Here is a 20,915-nt window from a genome sequence, read left to right on the forward strand (position 1 = left end):
GAAGGAAAGTATTGCATAATTCGTTATTTCTTAGTAAATTAGAAGTCTCTGAACTCTTCTGATTATGACTAAAGAAACACTCCTTATGCAATACCAATCCGAGTGCATGTCGGCTCTCAAATCAGTAGCGAATATACACAAACCTTTTGAAAAAGCATTCATGGACACCATGAAATTATTCATGGCCATCCCGGATCGTATAAACTTCCTCCAATTGGGCAGATATGGCTGTTTCTCAGAACAGACTTATCGTAACCTTTTTGAGCATGAAACTTTCGACTGGTTTGCGTTCAACGGATCTGTCATCAGCAAGCATCTCACAGGCAAAAGAAAAGCCATTGCCATCGACCCTTCCTATATTCCCAAATCAGGCAAGAAGACACCTTGGATAGGTTACTTCTGGTCCGGTTGTGCAGGAGAGTACAAGCGAGGATTGGAAATCATGGGCATCGGTGTCATTGACATCGACAACCATGAATGCATGACTTTAGGTTCCATTCAGACGCCGGATTGTAAGACCTTGGATAATATGGACAAGAACCTTGTTGACTGGTACAGCTGCTATCTTATCAGCAGAAAAGACAAGCTGCAAAGCATATCCAAAACGGTGGTTGCAGACGCATTCTTTTCCAAGGAAACTTTCGTAACGCCTATGTGTGAGAACAGTTTCCATGTTATCAGCCGCTTTAGGAATGATGTTGTCCTGTACTATCCGACATTGGAAAAGAAAACAGGAAAACGTGGTCATCCCAAGTGGTTTGACGGCAGGATTGACTTTGCCAATCTGGATTTGACCCGGTGCAAGGAATACGAGGTGAACAAAGGAAAGCTATACGGATTGAGGGTTTATGCTAAAGCTTTCAAAAGGTATGTTTCCTTAGCCGTCTGGTATCCGATGGACGGGAGGACAGACAAGTGGCAGCTTTATTTCTCTACAGACGATTCCATGGATGGACGCGAGGTGCTGGATTATTACAGAACCAGGTTCCAGTTGGAATTTTGCTTTAGAGATGGCAAGCAGCATGCAGGAATCACCAGCTGCCAGTCTACCGACTTCAGGAAATTGGATTTTCACTTCAATGCATCGCTTGCTGCTGTCAACTTGGCCAAAGCGGCATGTAAGAGGCTCGGAATAGCCTATTCCATATCCTCCTGCAAGTCATTCATACACAATGCTTATATGCTTGAACGATTTATTTGCGTGTTTGGGATTAGCCCAGACCCGCAAGTTATTGACAAACTTTTCAAAGAACTCATTTTATTTACTGCCAGAGCCGCTTAGGCTTGGCGAATTTTTAACGAACTATTGCTGTAATATATGTATTATAAAAATTTTATTATTCTGGTATTACAAAATTGATATTATTTGGTCGCAGAGACCTATAAAATCGTACGATTTATCGGGAAAATTGTATATGTGTACATTTTTACGTGGTGATTTTTCTCGTGATAGAAGAGTTGGACATTTGCTATCCGATAAAATATATTATGCACGAAAAGAATAATATTTAACTATAATTTATTCAGTGTCTGAATTAATTTTATAGATAATGCTTCATTCAAAAAAGAACAAAGACAGGGTACTCTTTTATGTAACCCTTTCCTTTAAAGCTTTCTACTTCTTTTTAGTAAACCACAATAACTATAAATGTCAAATAATACATATATTATCATGTTGTTTTTAAAAAACATGCAGTTATTTGCCTGATCTTTTGTACAAAAGATATCAAGGTTTGTACTAAAAATAATTTTTTCTGAACAAATGTTGGAGGTAATTTCACGTTGTTTAAAGCGAAAGAACAACAAAACTCCCCTTTACATTCTTCACGTTTTTCCTTTTGTTCTTTAAACGTCTGAATGTAAAGGGGAGTTGAACTATCTTAATTCCTGAATTAATTAAACCTTAACCAGTTTATATTTCGGAACCAATATTTTCATGATTATCCATCCAATCAGATAAGCTACTGCGCATATACTGAAGATGATGAAGTAGCCGGCTGCTTTACCTTCAAAGCCCATAAACACCATATTGGTTTCGGCTGCATAGTCGAACAGTCGTCCTGAGCCCATGTTGATAAAGAATGAACCGATACCTCCTGCCATACCACCGATTCCGATGATGGTAGCAATAGTGCTCTTTGGGAACATATCACCTACTACAGAATAGATATTAGCCGACCATGACTGATGGGCTGCACCTGCAATACCTATAATAATAATCGGATACCAATATGAATAATTTCCTAATGGTTGAGCAAATAGAGCTAACAACGGGAATAAAGCAAAGATAAACATCGCTTGCATACGTGCTACATATGGGTTCTTGCCTGTTTTATTGATGATAATGGTTGGCAATTTTCCTCCGTATATAGAAAGCATTGTGATGGCATATAGTACAAAGATAAGCATCTGAGCGGTAGCAGTATCAGAAGAGAAACCGTACACGTCTGAGATATAAGCAGGTGTCCAGAATAAGTAGAACCACCATACACCATCTGTCATGAACTTACCGAAGAATACAGCCCATGTCTGAGGGAATTTAAAACACTGGAGGAAAGAAATTTTCTGATTGTCAAAATCACTGTTTGTAGTCTGTGAGTCTGAGCTTTTTGCTTCTTGCTCATTGTTGTCTTGCTCAATATATGCTAATTCAGCTGCGTTTACATGTGGATTAGCATTTGGTTTCTTATATAGGAACATCCATAATCCCATCCAAACAAAACCTAAAGCACCGATTACAACAAATGCCATTTCCCAACCGTTTCCTACACCTATACTTTGGAAATAACGTGCCAAAGGAGGAATACTTACGGGAGCTATCAATGCTCCAATGGTAGAACCGGCATTGAATATCGAAGTAGAGAAAGCACGGTCTTTTTTAGGGAAATATTCTGCTGTTACTTTTATGGCTGCGGGGAAGTTACCTGCTTCACCTGCTCCTAAAACAATACGTGCTGCAATAAAATAGTATACACTGGTGATTGCGATAGTTGATGCTACGGCTCCTGTGGCAGAAAGCATTTCTGTTGCATTGTGAATACCTAAGGTTACCTCAGTTGCCCAGCCGCATAATGCGTGGAGGCAGGCTCCTGCTGACCAAATGAAAATAGACCAGAGATATCCTTTTTTGGTACCCATCCAGTCAATAAAACGTCCGGCAAAAAGATTTGCTATGGCATATACAATTGAAAATATAGCTGTGATATCTCCATAGTTGGAGTCTGTCCAGTGAAATTCTGGTGCGATAAAATCTTTCCAAGTTAGAGAAAGAACCTGTCGGTCAAGATAGTTTACTGTAGTTGCAAAAAATAACATTCCACAAATAACCCATCTGAAGTTTGTCATTTTTTCATCTACTTTTCGAAATGTATTCATGATATAAAGTTTAATAATGTTTTTCTATGGGTTTTGGCTCTACTGAAAGTGTTTCTTTGTGTTCCTAAAAATTTGCCTGCCCAATTTAAATTTGTTTGTCAAAAAACTATCATTCTAAATGTGTGGTATGTAATTTGAGTTATGTAAATGGTTAAGAACCACAACATTTAGAATGATAAATAGATGATTATATGAAAACTGGATTATTTCATTTCTGTGTATGAGATTTTATCCATATCTCCATAGTCGAGATTTTCTCCGGCCATTCCCCAGATAAACATATAGTTGCTTGTTCCGGCAGCTGCATGAATAGACCATTCCGGCGACATAATAGCCTGTTCGTTGGCCAGCCATACCAGTCTTTCTTCCTGAGGTTCTCCCATCAGGTGACAGATCATGTTGCCCGGAGTCAGGTTAAAATAAAAATATGCTTCTATACGGCGTGAGTGGGTATGTGCAGGCATTGTATTCCATACGCTTCCCGGCTTCAGCTCTGTCAATCCCATCTGTAACTGGCAAGGACCTTCTTCCAGAACGTTGCTTACGATCAGCTGGTTGATTACACGGTCATTACTTTCTTCCATTTTACCAGCTGCAAATGAATTAGCCTTCAGGGAACCTTTGCGTCCGTCAAGTGTGACAAGCTGTGTCTTGTAAGCCTTGTGAGCAATGGCTGAATTCAAATAGAATTTTGCCGGTTTTGATGCATCTTTGCTTTTAAAGGTAACTTTCTGATTGCCTCTTCCTACATAAAGAGCTTCCTTGAAATTGAGCGCATATTCTTTGCCGTCCACTGTTACGATACCTTCTCCTCCGATATTGATAATTCCCAGCTCACGGTTGAACAGGAAATAAGGAGCTTTCAGCTGATCGATTGTATCCAGTGTCAGTTCTTTGTTTACAGGAACTGCACCTCCAAAGATGAACCGGTCGTACATAGAATAGGTAAGATTGATTTCATCAGCGACCATGACCTTTTCCATCATGAAGCTGCTGCGCAATCTTTGTGTGTCGTATGTTTTCACGTCCTGCGGGTTACATGCAACCTGCATCTGTACGCTGGAAATCTGGGCGTTTGCGCTAACGGCTGCTGCGCCAAACATCATTGCAAGAGCTAACTTTTTCATAATTTTCTTGATTTTATATTGTTTTATATTGATTCTTTTGACTTATCCCTGTCGGCTTTCCTTAATAATCCGTCTTCTGTTGAAAATGGCAAGTGCCAGTGTACAGATTACCAGAACAGCTGAACCGACGATTTTAAAGTTATATACCAGATGGAAAATGATCCATGAGAACAAGCTTGAAGCGAAGTCGAGTGCTCCTCCCTGGAATCCTTCGGGTATTTTCACTGCCGAATCTCCGGTCTTGGCAAAGACATCCTGAGCAGCCTGTGTAAAGAACGGCGCAAGATCGGTTACAAAGTAAAGTCCCACAATCAGTGCAACCAGTCCGATAATGAAGGTTTTCAGTACGTTGCCTTTTGTAACAGGCAGGACAGCAGGGAACAGATAGAACATACCTGCAAGTGATGCCAGCGGAAGGAACTGGTTACCCGGCAGGACAACAGAAAGGAACAGTGTTACCGGAATCAGCAGCAGTGAGACTACCAGTGTAGTAGGATGTCCGATAACCAGTGCCGGACTCATACCGATGTTCAGCCCTGCCGCATTCTTGAACTTGCGTGCAATGAGCTCACGGGTTGCATCCGAAATAGGACGTAATCCCTCAATGAACAGCGAAGTGATACGTGGAATAAGTTCCATTACAGCTCCCATCTTGATACCGAGTCCCAGAATGGAAGGGATATTGTTTACAAGTTCCTGAGTGTTTTCACATGCAAGTGCTCCGATACCACATCCTACAATGACTCCCAAGAATAGCGGTTCGCCCATGATACCGAATTTCTTTTTCATGCCTTCCGCATCAATGTTCAGTTTTTCGAATCCCGGGATTTTGTCGAGAGCCTTGTTTATCACTACGGCAAACGGAACAAAACCCTGACAGAAAGGTTGGGGAATGGATATTCCGTCCATTTTTTCATAATATGTCTGAAACTGTTTACTTGTCAGGTCTGCCATGATCAGGGTAATGATATAGCATATGATTGCAGCGAAGAATCCCCACCATATATTGTCTGACGCAAAATATACAACAGCTCCGATGAAGGCAAAGTGCCAGTAGTTCCACAGGTCGATGTTTACTGTCTTTGTAGTTTTGGTCAGAAGCATAACGATGTTTACGGCCAGACATACGGGAATGATGAAAGCTCCCACAGATGTATTGTATGCGACCGATGCGGCAGCCGGCCATCCCATGTCGAAAATGCCAAGGCTCAGTCCGTAGATTTCGGTTACTTTTTTCAGGGGATCTCCCAGACTGCTTGTGAGCAATGCCGTCACGACAGACAGCCCTACGAATCCCACTCCCACAAGGAGTCCGCTCTTTAACGCCTTTCCGAATTTAATTCCGATGCATACTCCCAAAATAGTAAAAATAATAGGCATCATCACCGCTGCTCCCAGACCGATGATATAGCTAAAAACTTGTTCCATAATTTGCTTTTGTCTTTCTGTGAATCGTGATATTAGGTTTAATTATAAATTTAAATTGCACCAAAAATACGTTCTTTTCTTTTAATTTGCAACGGAAATATGATTTAATTCAAAACTTTATTGAAATAAACAAATATTTCCCGTTATCGTACACGATTATTGTAAGGATGTGAATAATAAATCTACCTTTAAGCACAGAAAATCCACATACGGATTCGTGCTTTTGGCTATATTTGTATTTATAAAAGTAATTATCGAATCATGAAAAACAGAAGTATTTTATTAGGGTGTTTGGGAGCTATGCTTTGTATTACAAGTATGGCTCAGACTACAGAAGATTTTCCAAAAAAACAGAAACCTTGGTCTGTACGAATGGCCGAATCGGAAATGGTACGTAATCCAGAATCTTGGCAAGTAGATTTTCAGCCTTCTTTAAAATGGGATTATTGCCATGGATTAGAATTGGGGGCTATGATGGATGTGTATGATCGATATGGCGATTCGAAATTTTATGATTATGCGCTGGCGTATGCAGATACAATGGTAAATGAGGATGGGACGATAAAGAAATATAAGTTGACAGATTATAGCTTAGACCGTATAAATTCGGGGAAAATGCTTTTCCGGATTTATGAGCAGACTAAGGATGAAAAATATAAAAAGGCTTTAAATCTGTTGAGACTGCAGTTTGATGGTCAGCCTCGTAATGAAGATGGCGGTTTTTGGCATAAAAAAGTTTATCCTAATCAAATGTGGCTGGATGGGCTTTATATGGGGACGCCGTTTCTTGCTGAATATGCTTATAGAAATAATGATCCGCATGCCTATCAGGAAGTGATAAATCAGATAAAGATTGTTGCACGTCACACCTATGATCCGTCAAATGGACTGTTCCGTCATGCATGTGATGTAAGCAAGCGAGAAAAATGGGCAGATAAAACAACCGGTCAGTCACAACATTGCTGGGGACGTGCTTTAGGGTGGTATACAATGGCTATAGTTGATAATCTTGATTTTATACCTTTGCATGAGCCGGGACGTGATTCTGTATTGGTTATTTTGAATCAGATAGCAAAGACTCTGAAAAAGTATCAGAGTCCGGAAGGTTTGTGGTATCAGGTTATGGATAAAAGTGGAGAATCTGGAAACTATCTGGAGTCTTCATGCTCCAGCATGTTCGTTTATTCTCTGTTTAAGGCCGTTCGTAAGGGATATATACCTTCATCATATTTTGCTGTAGCCCGTAAAGGCTATGAGGGTATTTTGAATGAGTTTATAAAAGTTGATGAGAATGGTCTTGTTTCCATCACAAAGGCATGTGCTGTTGCTGGATTAGGGGGAAAGAATTACAGAATGGGAGATTATTCTTATTATATAAATGAACTTGTACGTGATAATGACCCGAAAGCTGTGGGACCTTTTATTTTGGCCAGCTTGGAATGGGAAGGATTGCCTAAGGAAAAACGACGTTTCGCTGAGCCTAGGGAGCTGGTTGTTGCCCAAGATAAGACAGGCGATTATTCTACGATAGCAGAGGCTTTGGAGAGTGTTCGTGCTTTTATGGATTTTGATGTAAAGATATATGTAAAAAAGGGTACGTATAAAGAAAAATTGATTATTCCTTCATGGCTGCAAAATGTTGAAATCATAGGAGAGGATGTGCAAAATACGATTATAACTAATGCAGATCATGCCAATATGAATAATATGGGTACCTTCCGTACATATACAGTCAAAGTAGAAGGAAACCATATAACTTTTCGGAATATAACGATAGAAAACAATGCGCCTAAATTAGGTCAGGCTGTAGCTTTACATACAGAAGGAGATTGTCTGCGTTTTATTAACTGCCGTTTCTTGGGTAATCAGGATACTGTCTATACAGGAGTTGCAGGTACTCGACTTTATTTTGAAGATTGTTATATCGAAGGAACGACCGATTTCATATTTGGACCGTCAACTGCATGGTTTGAGAATTGTACGATACACAGTAAGGCAAATTCTTATGTTACAGCTGCATCGACTCCTGAAAATATCAAGTATGGATATATCTTTAATAACTGTAAGTTAACAGCAGAAGAGGGAGTTGATAAAGTTTATTTAGGAAGACCATGGCGCCCGTACGCTTATACTTTATTTATGAATTGTGAATTAGGAAAGCATATAGTAAAAGCTGGTTGGGATAATTGGAGAAATCCTAAAAACGAAAAGACAGCTCGTTATGCAGAGTATAAGAACACGGGAGAAGGAGCTGATATAAGCCAGCGTGTAAGTTGGGCACGGCAATTATCTGATAAAGATGTTAAGATGCTGGTGAAATCTGAGTTCTATACTTTCTCGAATACATGGGATTTGTACTAATAGAACAATTTTTACGTTTTTAAAATCAAAATTTATACATAAAAAATGTGTGTTAAAGAGATATTTGCAAACTAATTTTTAATATTATCTTTAAACGCATTTTTTATGTATTATCAACAGAGAATAAGGAACGTTGTTTCTTTGCTCATCATGAGCATGCTTTGTCTTGCATCTTTTGCTCAGGGATTGCAGGTACAAGGTATTGTAAAGGACAAAAACGGTGAACCAATGATTGGTGTCAACGTTGTAGTGAAAGGTACTACTAATGGTACTATAACTGGTATAGATGGTGATTTCTCACTTAGCGGAGTGAAAAAGTCTGATGTCATTGCTTTTACTTACATTGGTTTTAAGAACAAGGAAGTAAAGTATGAAGGACAAAAACAACTGAATGTAATCTTGGAAGAAGATACAGAAACATTGGAAGAAGTTGTAGTTATCGGTTATGGTACGGTTAACAAGCGCGATTTGACAGGTTCTGTTGCCTCTGTCAGTGCTGAAGATATCGCTGCTGTTCCTGTTTCTAGTGCAACTGAAGCTTTGACTGGTAAATTGGCAGGTGTAAACATTACAACAACCGAAGGTTCACCTGATGCAGATGTGAAGATTCGTGTTCGTGGTGGTGGTTCTTTGTCTCAGGATAACTCTCCTTTATATATTGTTGATGGATTCCCTGTTTCAAGTATTAGTGATATTGCTCCATCTGAAATTCAAAGTATCGATGTTTTAAAGGATGCGTCTTCTACAGCAATTTATGGTGCTCGTGGTGCTAATGGTGTTATTATTGTAACTACTAAGAGTGGAACAGAAGGCAAAACCCAAGTTGATTTTGGTGCTTCTTTTGGTCTTAAGAAAGTTACAAAGTTGACAAAAGTACTTAGTCCTTATGATTATGTTGCTTATCAGCATGAATTAGGTTCTACTGATTATGGAAACTATTCTGATATGGATATCTGGAAGTCAGTTGAAGGATACGATTATCAGGATGATATTTTCGGACGTACCGGAAATCAGGCTCAGTATAATGTGAATGTAAGCGGTGGTAGCAAGCAGGTAAAATATAATGTAAGCTACGCTCATAATGATGAAAAGAGTATCATGTTGGGCTCTGGCTTCAATAAGAATAACATTAATGCTAAAATTAATGCAGAATTGAGTCAGTGGATGACATTGGACTTTAATGCTCGTATGAGCTACACTACTGTAGATGGTTTGAGTGGTGGTGCAGATACAAATGAATCGAGTGCAGCTAACTCAATTGTTGCGAATGCAGCTCGTTTCCGCCCTGTTGATCCTTTGGCTTCAAACAGTGATGATGAAGAAAATAATACGTCTTCTCAGAAGAATCCGTTAGAACGTTTGCTTGCAACTTATAAAAAGAGAAATACATTTAATCAAAATTATAATGTTGGATTAAACTGGAAACCATTCAAGAACTGGACATTCCGTTCTGAATTTGGTTATGGCTGGAAGTATGATAATACAGATCAGGTTTGGGCTAGTGATGCTGTTCAGAATTCTAAATTGGGTTATAATGGACAACCACAGTCTGTTTTGACTCGTGATATCACTAAAAATTGGCGTAATGCTAATACCTTGACTTATGATAATAAGAAATTGTTTGACGGACGTGATAAACTGAATGTATTGCTGGGACATGAAGTAAGCAGCAGCCAGGAAACATCACTCGAGAATACTTCTGTTGCATTTCCTGGCACTATGACTATCGACGAAGTCTTGGCTAACATGGGAGCTGGTACAGCTTTGCCTACTCAGACAACAATTTCGGCTAAAGATAATATGTTGTCTTTCTTTGGACGAGTAAACTATACTTTAATGGATAAATATCTGTTAACGGTAACGGTACGTGCCGATGGTTCTAGTAAGTTTGCAAAAGGTAATCAGTGGGGAGTATTCCCTTCTGCTGCTTTGGCATGGCGTTTGTCTGATGAAGCATTCATGAAAGGCACTCAGGACTGGTTATCTAACCTGAAAGTTCGTTTAAGCTATGGTACAGCCGGTAATAACCGTATCAGTTCTGGCTTAATGTATACTACTTATACAATGGCTGGTAATACAGGTAAAGCTCCTTTCTTTGATGAAACTCGTGGAGCTATGCTGGAACATGGTTCTAACCTGTATAATCCAAACTTGAAATGGGAAACAACTATTACTCGTAACATCGGTTTCGACTATGGTTTCTTCAATAACCGCTTATCTGGATCGTTGGATTTTTATTGGAATACAACAAAAGATTTGTTGATGAAAACAGAGATTCCGTCGAATACCGGTTATAGCTACCAGTATCAGAACTTTGGTAAAACTTCTAATAAAGGTGTTGAATTGACATTAAATGCTGTATTGGCTGATAAGGCAAAGTGGGGATTGAACTTCAACTTTAATATTTCTTATAACCGTAACCGCATTGATGAACTGAGTACAGAAAATCCATGGCAGAGCAGTAACTGGTCGGGTAGTACTATTGCAAAATATGAAGACTATCGTGTAGAAGAGGGTGGTCGCTTAGGTGAGATCTGGGGATATAAAACAAACGGTTTCTATACAGCATACGATCCGGTGACAAATCCAAATGGTGAATTGGTTTTGAATGGTACTTCATGGGAATTGCGTGAAGGCATTAAAGATAATAGCTATTCTATGGCCGGTGGTAAGCCTTATCCTGGACAGTTGAAATATGAATGTGATGAAAACGGTAATCCTATTAAACAGAAATTGGGAAATACAGTTGCTCCGTTAACAGGTGGATTTGGTTTTGATGGATTTATTGGAAACTTTGATTTCAATATTTTCTTTAACTATTCTGTCGGAAATCAGATTGTGAACGGTACTAAATTAGCTAATTCATTCTGTGCAGGTTCTGCAAAGGGATATAACTTGGTTAATGATTTTGCTTTGGATAACCGCTATACTTGGATTGATCCTGAAACTGGTCTGAATTTGGGTAAGCCAAGTAGTTCAACAGTTGATTACTATGGTGGTGCCGAAGGATTGATTGCACGATTGAATGCTCTCAATACAGGAGCTAATATTTATAATCCTGCTGCTGTAACAGCAATGTATTTGAATGATTATGCAGTAGAAGATGCCTCTTTCTTGAGAGTCAATAATATTACTATCGGATATACATTCCCGAAGGCTTGGGTTAAGAAAGCTTTTATGCAGAATGTGCGTATTTATGTAACAGGTTATAATCTTTATTGTTTGACTAGCTATTCAGGTCCAGACCCAGAAGTAGATACAAGCAGTAAAAAGAATGCAATGACTCCGGGTATTGATTATGCAGCTTATCCGAAGAGCCGTTCATTTGTAGCCGGTATTAATGTAACATTCTAAATTCTAATATGATATTATTTATGAAAAATATAATTAAGTTATTAGCTTTAGCTGCGGGAGTTGCTGGTATGAGTTCTTGTTCTGATTTTCTGGAACAGACAGCTCCTTCCGAACTAAATGACAACACTGTATATAATTCTACTTATTATACAGGATTGCGTGTGAATAAAATTTATGGTGGATTGGCACAAGATCAGACTTATTCACAGTATATTCCTATTATTTGGGGGTTAAACTCAGATTGTGAATTAGTTGATGGTTTGGGTGCTGATGCCGACAATACAACCAGTGAGCGTGGTAATATGAACTATAATGCCAGCCCGTCTTGGGGTAACTTAGCAAAACTTTGGGATGCTATGTATGGTATTATAGAAGATGCAAACTTAACATTGGAGGGTATTAACTCTAGTTCATTGCTTACTTCTGGTGGATCAGAACAGAAAACAATGGAACGCTATAAAGGAGAAACTTTAGCTCTGCGTGCCATGATTTATTTTGATTTGGTTCGTTTCTTTGGTGATGTGCCACTGAAGTTAGAACCTTCACAGGCTGATTTAAGTAATGCTTATTTGCATAAGACAGACCGCGATGTTATTTTGGATACTTTAATGGTCGATTTAAAGAATGCTGTAGAGTTACTGCCTTGGGCAGATGAGGTATCGGGTTATACTACAGAGCATGCGACAAAGGGATATGCACATGCTTTGTTGGCGAATATTGCAATGACTCGTGCTGGATGGGTGATTCGTGAACAAGCAAAGGACGGATATGAAACTGCAGACTATACTGATCCTACTTATCCTACTCAGCGTCCGGATGCTGCAACTCGTACCAAACTTTATGAACTGGCTCTGTCACATTTAAGTGCTATTATAACTAATGGTACTCATAAATTGAATCCGTCTGTAGAAAATCAATGGTATTTGATTAACCAGCGTGAACTGGATAAGAACTACCATGAGAATATATTTGAGATGCCGATGGGACTTGGTGTTAGCAGTGAGTTAGGATATACCGTTGGTGTACGTGTTAACGGTGCTACAACCGAATATGGTGTAAAAGGTAATTCATCTGGTAAGATGAAATTGACAGCTCCATTCTTTTATTCATTCGATAAGAAAGACTTGCGCCGTGATATAACTTGTGCACAGGTACAGTTAGGTGCAGAAAATGGCGTAACGAAAGAATCGATGTTGGGCAATGCGCCATTTGGAATTTATGTTGGAAAATGGGATGTACGTAAGATGAATGAAGAATGGCGTCAGGCTGCTATTGCTACAGGAAATGCTAAGTGGATGTCTGGTATTAATGTAGTGAAGGCACGTTATCCTCAGGTTTTGTTGTGGTACGCTGAAGTTATGAATGAGTTGGCCGGTCCTGATGGTGATTATGAAGGATCAGCAGGATTGACTGCTCGTCAGGCATTAGCTATGGTACATACACGTGCTTTTGCTGATGCAGACAAGGCTGATGCTGAGAAATATATTGAAGCTATACCAGCTACTAAAGAAGCAATGTTTGATGCTATTGTTGATGAAAATGCATGGGAATTGGCTGGAGAAGGATTCCGTAAATTTGATTTGATTCGTTGGAATCTGTTGGCTGAAAAGATTCAGGAATTTAAGGATACTTATTATGATGAACTGATGAATGAATCTAATCCTAATTATTATCCGGAAAAGGTTTATTTCAACTATACAGATGAAACCAAAACTAAAATTGATATGTCGAGTGTTACTTGGTATGGTTTGCCAGAAGGAAAAGAATCATCTGACTATGATGATAATAAGTCATTCTATGGCGCTGAAAGAGAAGACTCTAAGCAGACACAATTACAAACTAACTGGCCTTCTATCTCAAGTGGCTTAGTTGGAGATAATGTACAGGTTAAGAACCGTTATTTATTGCCTGTTGGTTCTACTACTATTTCGGCTGCAAATGGTTATATCCATAACTCTTATGGATATTCAGATTAATTTAAATAATAAAATAGACATAAAGATATGAAGATGTTTAAATATATCATAGGTTCTGGAGCTTTTATGCTCCTGGCCTCTATCATCGGAACTGCATGTACTGATGGTAATGATTGGGATGTAGACAGCGCTCATGATCGTTTGTTCAGTGTGACTGCTTCAAAAATTTCTATTTCTGCACAACCGACATCTGCTGAGATTTCGTGGGGAACGGTTCCCGATGCAGAATATTATGTAATAGAATATAGTACAGATTCTTTGTATGATGAAATAGAGATTGGTGGTACGCAGCATTCTGTTGTTTTAGGTAAAGATAAATCTATCGTTGAAACTCCTTATATTATTACTGGCTTACAAGGTGAAACAAAGTATTTTCTACGAATGAAATCAATGTCTTCGGTAAAGGCTGATTCAAAATGGACTTATTTGGAAAAATATTCTTTTAAAACAAGTGCTGAACAGATTTTGAATGAGGTTGCTTCTATTACAGGTGAAAGTGCTGTACTTTCTTGGACTGAAGGTGCTGAGGTTACTTCACTGAAGTTGGCTGAAGCAAAAGATGATGTCGAAGAGGTAGATACAACATATATCGAACTGGATGCTGCTGCAGTAGCTGCTTCGTCATATATTCTTACAGGACTAACTCCTAAAACAAAATATTCTGTATCTATTTATAATGGTGACGTAAAACGTGGTACAAGAACCTTTACTACTACCGAATCATATCCAGCTGGCTATGATATTGTAAATGTTTCTGATGCGGATATGTTGAATGATATATTTGCAAATCCAGCCAATTACATACAGGATAATGGAGGTAATGTCGTATTGGTATTTGCTAATGGCTCTACAACAGATTATATGGGTGAAAGTATGGAACTGACTATCCCTGCTGATTTCAAATCTGTTATTTTCTGGGGTGAATCAGGTGATACAAAACCAGTCTTTATGCCTAAAGGACTTTCTATGGCAGGTAGCCATGATTTGATTCGCTTCTATAATCTTGACTTGCAGAATACAAGCAGTGCAAATGATTATATTGTGAACTTTAATGTAGAAGGTACTGTTGGTGAGATATTAATCGATAATTGTAATATTAGTAAGACTCGTGGTGTAGTTCGCGTTCAGAGCGACGGAGCAAAGGGGTCTATAGGTTCTATTAATATTGATAACTGTGTATTGACAGATATTGGTTCGTATGGTGTATTGCAGACAAAAGTTTCTGGATTTACTCTTAACTCAGTAAGTTTGTCTAACTCTACAGTGAATACGCTTAGTGCTGGTGGAGTATTGGTTACTCAGCAGAATAATGTTCATATCTCTATTGATGCTTGTACATTCTATAATTGCGTTGCTACTGGCAAATCATTTATTGATATAAATAAAATGTCGAATGTAACTGTTGATGTAAAGAATACAATTATTGGTCAGTTGTATAGTTATACAGCAGAATCAACCATTAAGGCAACTAGTGTGAAAGGCATTGCTACTACAACCAACCTCTTTACAACTACCGATTGCTCGTATAACAGTGGATATGAGTGGGGAGAAATTCTGAGTGTATCTTCAACAGAATTATTTGTAAATCCTGCAGAAGGTGATTTCCATATACAGTCGGCTAGCCAAAGCAGTGTTGCTGGTGCTGGTGATCCACGTTGGAATGAATAAAACTCACTTTGAGAATGTAAAATAGTTAATAGACAAGTCCATAGACAGGGGATTCCTCTGTATGTGGACTTGTGTTTTATTTAGTTTGATATTTAGAACCTGAAAATCTACTATAGAAAGATGAATACTGTTGAATCCATGAAAAAATTGTGGCTGATAAATACCATGTTAGCAATCTTGGGAATATCTGCCTGTTCAGAACAGACTGAGCCACAAGCGAACGATGATAAAATACCAGAAGAGTCTTTACCTGTTTATCCTGCTCCCGATCGGACAACAATTCCGGCCTTTCCCGGAGCTGAAGGAGCTGGAAAGTTCACGACGGGGGGAGCTGAAGGTACTGTTTATGTGGTTACTTCCCTCAAAGATGATGGTTCTGAAGGAACATTACGTTGGGCTATTGAGAAATCCGGAAAGCGTACGGTTGTGTTTGCCGTGGGAGGAGTTATAGCTCTGACCAAACAGTTGGTTATAAAGAATGATGATATAACTATTGCCGGTCAGACAGCTCCAGGAGCAGGAATTTGTTTGAAGAATTATACACTGCGTGTCAATGCTAACAATGTTATCATTCGTTTTATCCGTTGTCGTATGGGAGATGAATGTAAAACGGAAGATGATTCGATGAATGGGTATCAGTCGTCGTATCCTGGAAAGAAAAATATCATTATCGACCACTGCTCTATGAGTTGGAGTACAGACGAATGTGCTTCATTCTATGGAAATACAAATATGACAATGCAATGGTGTATTGTCAGCGAAAGTTTGACTAACTCTATTCATGTAAAGGGAGGCCACGGATATGGCGGTTTGTGGGGAGGCAGTCCTGCAACATTCCATCATAATTTATTGGCTCATCACAGTAATCGTACTCCACGTTTGTGTGGCAGCCGTTATTCCAATCGGGCAGATGTGGAGCAAGTCGATCTATGCAACAATGTTATTTATAACTGGTCGAGTGAGGGGGCTTATGGGGCACAAGGTGGTTCCTATAATATAATGAATAACTACTATAAACCAGGTCCGATAGCTGCATCCAAGAAAGTACATTGCCGCTTCTTCACTGCTTATGTTGACGATGGCGCTAACAATCAGGCTGCAGGCGTATATGGTAAGTTTTATTTGTCGGGCAACTATATGGATACACGGAGCGATTTGTCGGAAAGTCAGTTAGCCGAAGCAGAAGCGGCAAATTCTGACAATACTTCATCTACAGCTTTTGTCGTGAAGAATAATGAGATTTCAGCTCAAAATATGCTGGTTGCAAAGCGTTTCGATATCCTTTCTGATTATTCTTTTATGCAGTCGGCTCAAGATGCATATGAAGATGTCCTGAAGTATGCCGGTGTATCTAACAAACGAGATCTCGTGGATACACGTATTGTAAATGAACCCCGTACTGGTACTTATTCACGAGAGGGATCTAATGGTAGTAGCTATGGTTTTATTGATACGCAGAAAGATGCTGAAGGATGGGATGAATACGTTGAGGTACATTCTTCCGAAGTAGATTCCGATGGAGATGGTATGCCTGATATCTGGGAAGAACAGAACGGATTGAATCCGGCAGATAAATCAGATGCAGTAAAATATAACTTAAGTAAGGATTATACAAATCTGGAGATTTATATAAATAGTTTGGTTGAAGGTTTATATCCAACTTTAAAATAGAATGTGTTGTATGAAAAAGATATTGACTGGTACACTTTGCGGCTTGCTATTGATGGGGCCGGTATCGTTACTGGCTCAGAGCTTGAAATCATATCCGGTACCTGATCGTTCTGAAGTTCCTGCATTTCCGGGTGCTGATGGAGCAGGAAAGTATACTACAGGTGGTGCTGGAGGTCAGGTGCTGATTGTAACATCTTTAAAAGATGACGGAACAGAAGGAACATTACGTTGGGCTATCCGTAAGAAAGGTCCTCGTACGATTGTTTTTGCCGTCAGTGGTATTATAGAACTTGAATCTCCGCTGAAGATAAGTAATGGCGATGTGACTATTGCCGGGCAGACAGCTCCGGGTGATGGTATCTGTTTGAAAAATTATACTTTTGGTATTCAGGCAGATAATGTTATTGTCCGTTTTATCCGTTCACGTATGGGAGCAGATATCAAGCAAAAGGGCGATGATGCGATGAACGGTTTCAAGAATCATCGTAATATTATTATCGACCATTGTTCCATGAGCTGGAGTACAGACGAGTGCGCTACCTTTTACGATAACAGTAATTTTACGCTTCAATGGTGTATTATTAGTGAGAGTCTGGCCAATTCCATACACGAGAAAGGAGCTCATGGATATGGAGGCATATGGGGAGGACAGGGAGCTTCATTCCATCATAATCTGTTAGCTCATCATACTAACCGTACTCCTCGTTTATGTGGCAGCCGCTATACAGGGAAGCCGGATGAGGAAAAGGTAGAACTGTTTAATAATGTGATTTACAATTATGGTAGTGATGGAGCTTATGCCGGTGAAGGAGGAAGTTATAATTTTCTGAATAATTATTATAAGCCTGGTCCTTATACTGCAACAAAATCCTCTTATAAACGTTTGTTCACTGCTTATCCGGATGATGGAAAAAATAATAATGTGAAGGGAGTACATGGAGTCTTTTATTTCAATGGAAACTATATTGATCCGACTTGTGCTAGTCTAAGCGAAAAGCAACGTCAGGCAATAATGAAAGTAAATAAGAATAATTCCGATGGTTTAGTTATCAAAAATGACTTTGCTCCGCAGAGGGAATTATTGGTCGATACTTCCTTTAAGATAGCTGAGCATACTTCATTGCAGTCAACATGGGACGCTTTTGAATCTGTTTTGCAATTTGCCGGCGCTTCTTATAAAAGAGATTCTTATGATACAAGAATTGTAGCAGAAACAAGAAAAGGGAATTATACTTATCAAGGCAGTCACGGTAGTACCAATGGGATGATTGATCAGCCTTCTGATGTCGGAGGGTGGCCTGAATACCGGACAGAAAAAGCTCCGGCGGATACAGATAGAGATGGTATGCCGGATGACTGGGAAAAAGCGCATGGTTTAAATCCAAATAATGGATCCGATGCTAAAAACTATAATTTAAGTCCTGATTATACAAATCTGGAAATTTATTTGAATAGTTTAGTACAACATTTGTTTCCGGATTCGAAATAATGTTCTTTTTCAAATCTCCTGATTAAGTTACATTTTTGTTAAACCGTTCATTACAAGTTGTATCTTCCGAAGAAGATCATTTGGCGTAGAATACAAAATCAGCCAATTAATTCAGAATAACGAATTAATTGGCTGATTTTATATTATTAAGTTTATATCCTATAACTTATTTACCGCTGCATTTTTAATGCCTGATTTTGGGTGTCAGATTAAGACTATTTTTGTAAGAATGTTTCACGCATCGGAGAGAAGCAGTCAATTAATAATCCGGGTTCCAGACATTTACATCCATGTTTTACATCAGGCTCCATATAAAGCGCATCTCCTGCTGATACAACTTTTGTTTCACCATTGATAGTAAATTCAAATTTTCCGCTTGCAACATAGGTCACTTGAGTATGATAATGAGTGTGGGCAGCCCCTACAGCTCCTTTCTCGAATTTAACTTTTACCATCATAACCTGACCGTTGTATCCCATAATTTGTCTGGTTACACCTTTATCACTGGTTTGTTCCCATTCTGTCTGGTTTTCGAACATGAATGGCTTGCTGCAAGTTTTGTTACAAGAAACCTTAGAATCCTTTTCTGTACTGTTGTTTGTGTTGGCTGCATTACAGGTTAACCCCAGTAATGAGAAGGCAAATATGCCTGAGAATAAAATTTTTTTCATCATTGTGTTTTTTATATAGAACTGTCACAAATATAGTGATATTTGTTGCAAAAGAAAATTCTTTTCTGACATAAATTCAGTATTCTGAATATTCTTAAATCTGTTATTTTTTTTATTTTTGCATAAATACGAATCTTAAATAAAATAAACGATGAAACACATGCTGAAGCCTGTTTGTATTAAAGTAGGCTTGACTCTTTTTGCTGGTGCTTGTCTTTGTGGGGAAATTCAGGCACATTCTTTGAATGGTGAGAAAGAGGATATTTTAAACACGATGAAATCTGCAACCCGTTACATGATGGACAGTGTAAGTTATCGGGGAGGCTTTGTCTGGAATTATTTGCCCGATTTGTCGCGCTCGTGGGGAGAAATGGAGGCGAAAAGGACAATGGTCTGGATTCAACCTCCCGGAACTCCGAGTGTTGGTCATTTGTTATTGGATGCCTATCACGCTACTGGTGATGAGTTTTACTATGAAGCAGCCGAAAAAGTTGCTAATGTCTTAATATGGGGGCAACTTGAATGTGGGGGATGGAATTACGTCTTTGACTTTGCTGGAGAGAACTCCTTGAAGGAGTGGTATGAAACAGTAGGAAAAAGTGGCTGGCGTCTGGAAGAGTTCCGACATTATTATGGTAATGCTACTTACGATGATTTGGGCACTATTTCTGCTGCTAAGTTTTTATTACGTATGTATGTAGAGAAAAATGATCCTGCATATAAAGTTCCGCTAGAAAAAGTTATTCATTTTATTTTAGAAAGTCAGTATCCTGTCGGAGGCTGGCCACAGCGTTATCCGTTGCGATACGATCATCCTTTTGAAGGTAAGGAGGACTATTCTTCTTTTATAACTTTAAACGATGATGTAACACCGGAAATTATTGATTTCCTGATTCAATGCTATCAGGCTATGGGGCTTCAGAATATAAAGGAGCCTATTATGCGGGCAATGTACCTTACGATAACTCTTCAGCAAGGAGAGCCTTATGCAGGATGGGCAGATCAGTATACGGTGACCGACTTAAAGCCTGCCCATGCTCGTTCTTATGAGCCACGCAGTGTAAATACGGGTACTACTGTCGGTATGATTTATCAGATGATGGAATATTATAAGCTGACAGCTGATACTCGTTTCCTTTCGGGGATACCTGCTGCTATTAAGTTTCTTGAATCTCAAAAATTACCTGAAACAGAAGTCCGTAAATGGCATCGTAAATCAGACAATCCCGATGAAATCTTAGTACCTCGGTTTATTGATCCTGATACGGGAAAACCATTGTATGTGCATCGGAAGGGAGGTAATATTTATAATGGTAAGTATTATATAGATCAGAATATAGAAAATACAATTGCCCATTATAGTTCTGCTACTTTTGTTAATCCTGAACAGTTGAGAAAGGATTTCGATGAAGTGAAAAAGATTGATAAAAATAAGTTGCTTTCCCAATCACCTTTATTATCAGATGAATTGTGTCCGTTACCGAAATATTATACACATTGTCCTCGCCTTGTAACAGAGAAAGAAATCAGTAATCTGATGGCTCAGGTAAAAAAACAAGGTTACTGGCTTTCTGATCTGCCTTCAACTTCTCATCCATATCGTTGTGGGTGGACTCCTGATTTATCAGGTAAGGAAGATTATAGCAGGAAGATGGTGGGGGATGATTTTGATACTTCTCCTTATCCTTGTACAGATGGACAACAATGCATTTCTGTTGCTGCGTATATTAAAAATATGATGGCGCTTATTGCAGCTTTGGAAGGAAATGTGAAGTGACTGGGAGGCAGATAGAAA

The 20,915-nt window shown here is 38.9% G+C and carries 12 protein-coding genes; 8 read left to right on the plus strand and 4 right to left on the minus strand.

What is annotated here, in order from left to right:
* Positions 1 to 64 precede the first annotated feature (64 nt).
* Positions 65 to 1,282 (plus strand): transposase, encoded by a 1,218-nt coding sequence (locus ACDG22_RS05230; RefSeq protein ID WP_370858802.1) that lies wholly within the window; start codon positions 65 to 67, stop codon positions 1,280 to 1,282.
* Between the two features lie 614 nt (positions 1,283 to 1,896).
* On the opposite strand, the gene ACDG22_RS05235 is transcribed toward ACDG22_RS05230, so the two are convergent.
* From ACDG22_RS05235 to ACDG22_RS05245, 3 genes are all read right to left on the minus strand, one after another.
* On the minus strand, positions 1,897 to 3,375 hold the full coding sequence (locus ACDG22_RS05235) for an MFS transporter (RefSeq protein ID WP_007567004.1): 1,479 nt from the start codon (positions 3,373 to 3,375) through the stop codon (positions 1,897 to 1,899).
* A gap of 203 nt (positions 3,376 to 3,578) precedes the next feature.
* A complete protein-coding gene (kduI, locus tag ACDG22_RS05240) occupies positions 3,579 to 4,502 on the minus strand; it encodes a 5-dehydro-4-deoxy-D-glucuronate isomerase (protein WP_007567003.1) in 924 nt (307 codons plus the stop codon).
* A 42-nt stretch (positions 4,503 to 4,544) separates the two neighbouring features.
* A complete protein-coding gene (locus tag ACDG22_RS05245) occupies positions 4,545 to 5,930 on the minus strand; it encodes a PTS galactitol transporter subunit IIC (RefSeq protein WP_007567001.1) in 1,386 nt (461 codons plus the stop codon).
* 261 nt (positions 5,931 to 6,191) lie between these two features.
* Between ACDG22_RS05245 and ACDG22_RS05250 the strand changes: the two genes are divergently transcribed.
* The 6 genes from ACDG22_RS05250 to ACDG22_RS05275 all read left to right on the plus strand — a co-directional run bounded on the left by ACDG22_RS05250 (position 6,192) and on the right by ACDG22_RS05275 (position 18,449).
* Entirely contained in the window at positions 6,192 to 8,291 is a 2,100-nt protein-coding gene (locus ACDG22_RS05250; protein WP_270230432.1) for a pectinesterase family protein, read from the plus strand.
* A 105-nt stretch (positions 8,292 to 8,396) separates the two neighbouring features.
* Positions 8,397 to 11,645, plus strand: a complete 3,249-nt coding sequence (locus ACDG22_RS05255; RefSeq protein ID WP_177593318.1) for a SusC/RagA family TonB-linked outer membrane protein — start codon at positions 8,397 to 8,399, stop codon at positions 11,643 to 11,645.
* Positions 11,646 to 11,665: 20 nt separating this feature from the next.
* Positions 11,666 to 13,621: a RagB/SusD family nutrient uptake outer membrane protein gene (locus ACDG22_RS05260; RefSeq protein ID WP_177593320.1), complete on the plus strand. Its 1,956-nt coding sequence runs from the start codon at positions 11,666 to 11,668 to the stop codon at positions 13,619 to 13,621.
* A 27-nt stretch (positions 13,622 to 13,648) separates the two neighbouring features.
* Positions 13,649 to 15,289: a DUF5123 domain-containing protein gene (locus ACDG22_RS05265; RefSeq protein WP_370858803.1), complete on the plus strand. Its 1,641-nt coding sequence runs from the start codon at positions 13,649 to 13,651 to the stop codon at positions 15,287 to 15,289.
* A gap of 138 nt (positions 15,290 to 15,427) precedes the next feature.
* Positions 15,428 to 16,960 (plus strand): pectate lyase family protein, encoded by a 1,533-nt coding sequence (locus ACDG22_RS05270; protein ID WP_270230431.1) that lies wholly within the window; start codon positions 15,428 to 15,430, stop codon positions 16,958 to 16,960.
* A 10-nt stretch (positions 16,961 to 16,970) separates the two neighbouring features.
* Positions 16,971 to 18,449, plus strand: a complete 1,479-nt coding sequence (locus ACDG22_RS05275) for a hypothetical protein (protein ID WP_007566994.1) — start codon at positions 16,971 to 16,973, stop codon at positions 18,447 to 18,449.
* A 215-nt stretch (positions 18,450 to 18,664) separates the two neighbouring features.
* On the opposite strand, the gene ACDG22_RS05280 is transcribed toward ACDG22_RS05275, so the two are convergent.
* Positions 18,665 to 19,120: a cupin domain-containing protein gene (locus ACDG22_RS05280; protein ID WP_083779546.1), complete on the minus strand. Its 456-nt coding sequence runs from the start codon at positions 19,118 to 19,120 to the stop codon at positions 18,665 to 18,667.
* Between the two features lie 151 nt (positions 19,121 to 19,271).
* Between ACDG22_RS05280 and ACDG22_RS05285 the strand changes: the two genes are divergently transcribed.
* Positions 19,272 to 20,897: a pectate lyase gene (locus ACDG22_RS05285; RefSeq protein WP_007566991.1), complete on the plus strand. Its 1,626-nt coding sequence runs from the start codon at positions 19,272 to 19,274 to the stop codon at positions 20,895 to 20,897.
* Positions 20,898 to 20,915 lie beyond the last annotated feature (18 nt).

This window comes from Phocaeicola coprocola, from assembly GCF_041333015.1.
Classification (GTDB): domain Bacteria; phylum Bacteroidota; class Bacteroidia; order Bacteroidales; family Bacteroidaceae; genus Phocaeicola; species Phocaeicola coprocola.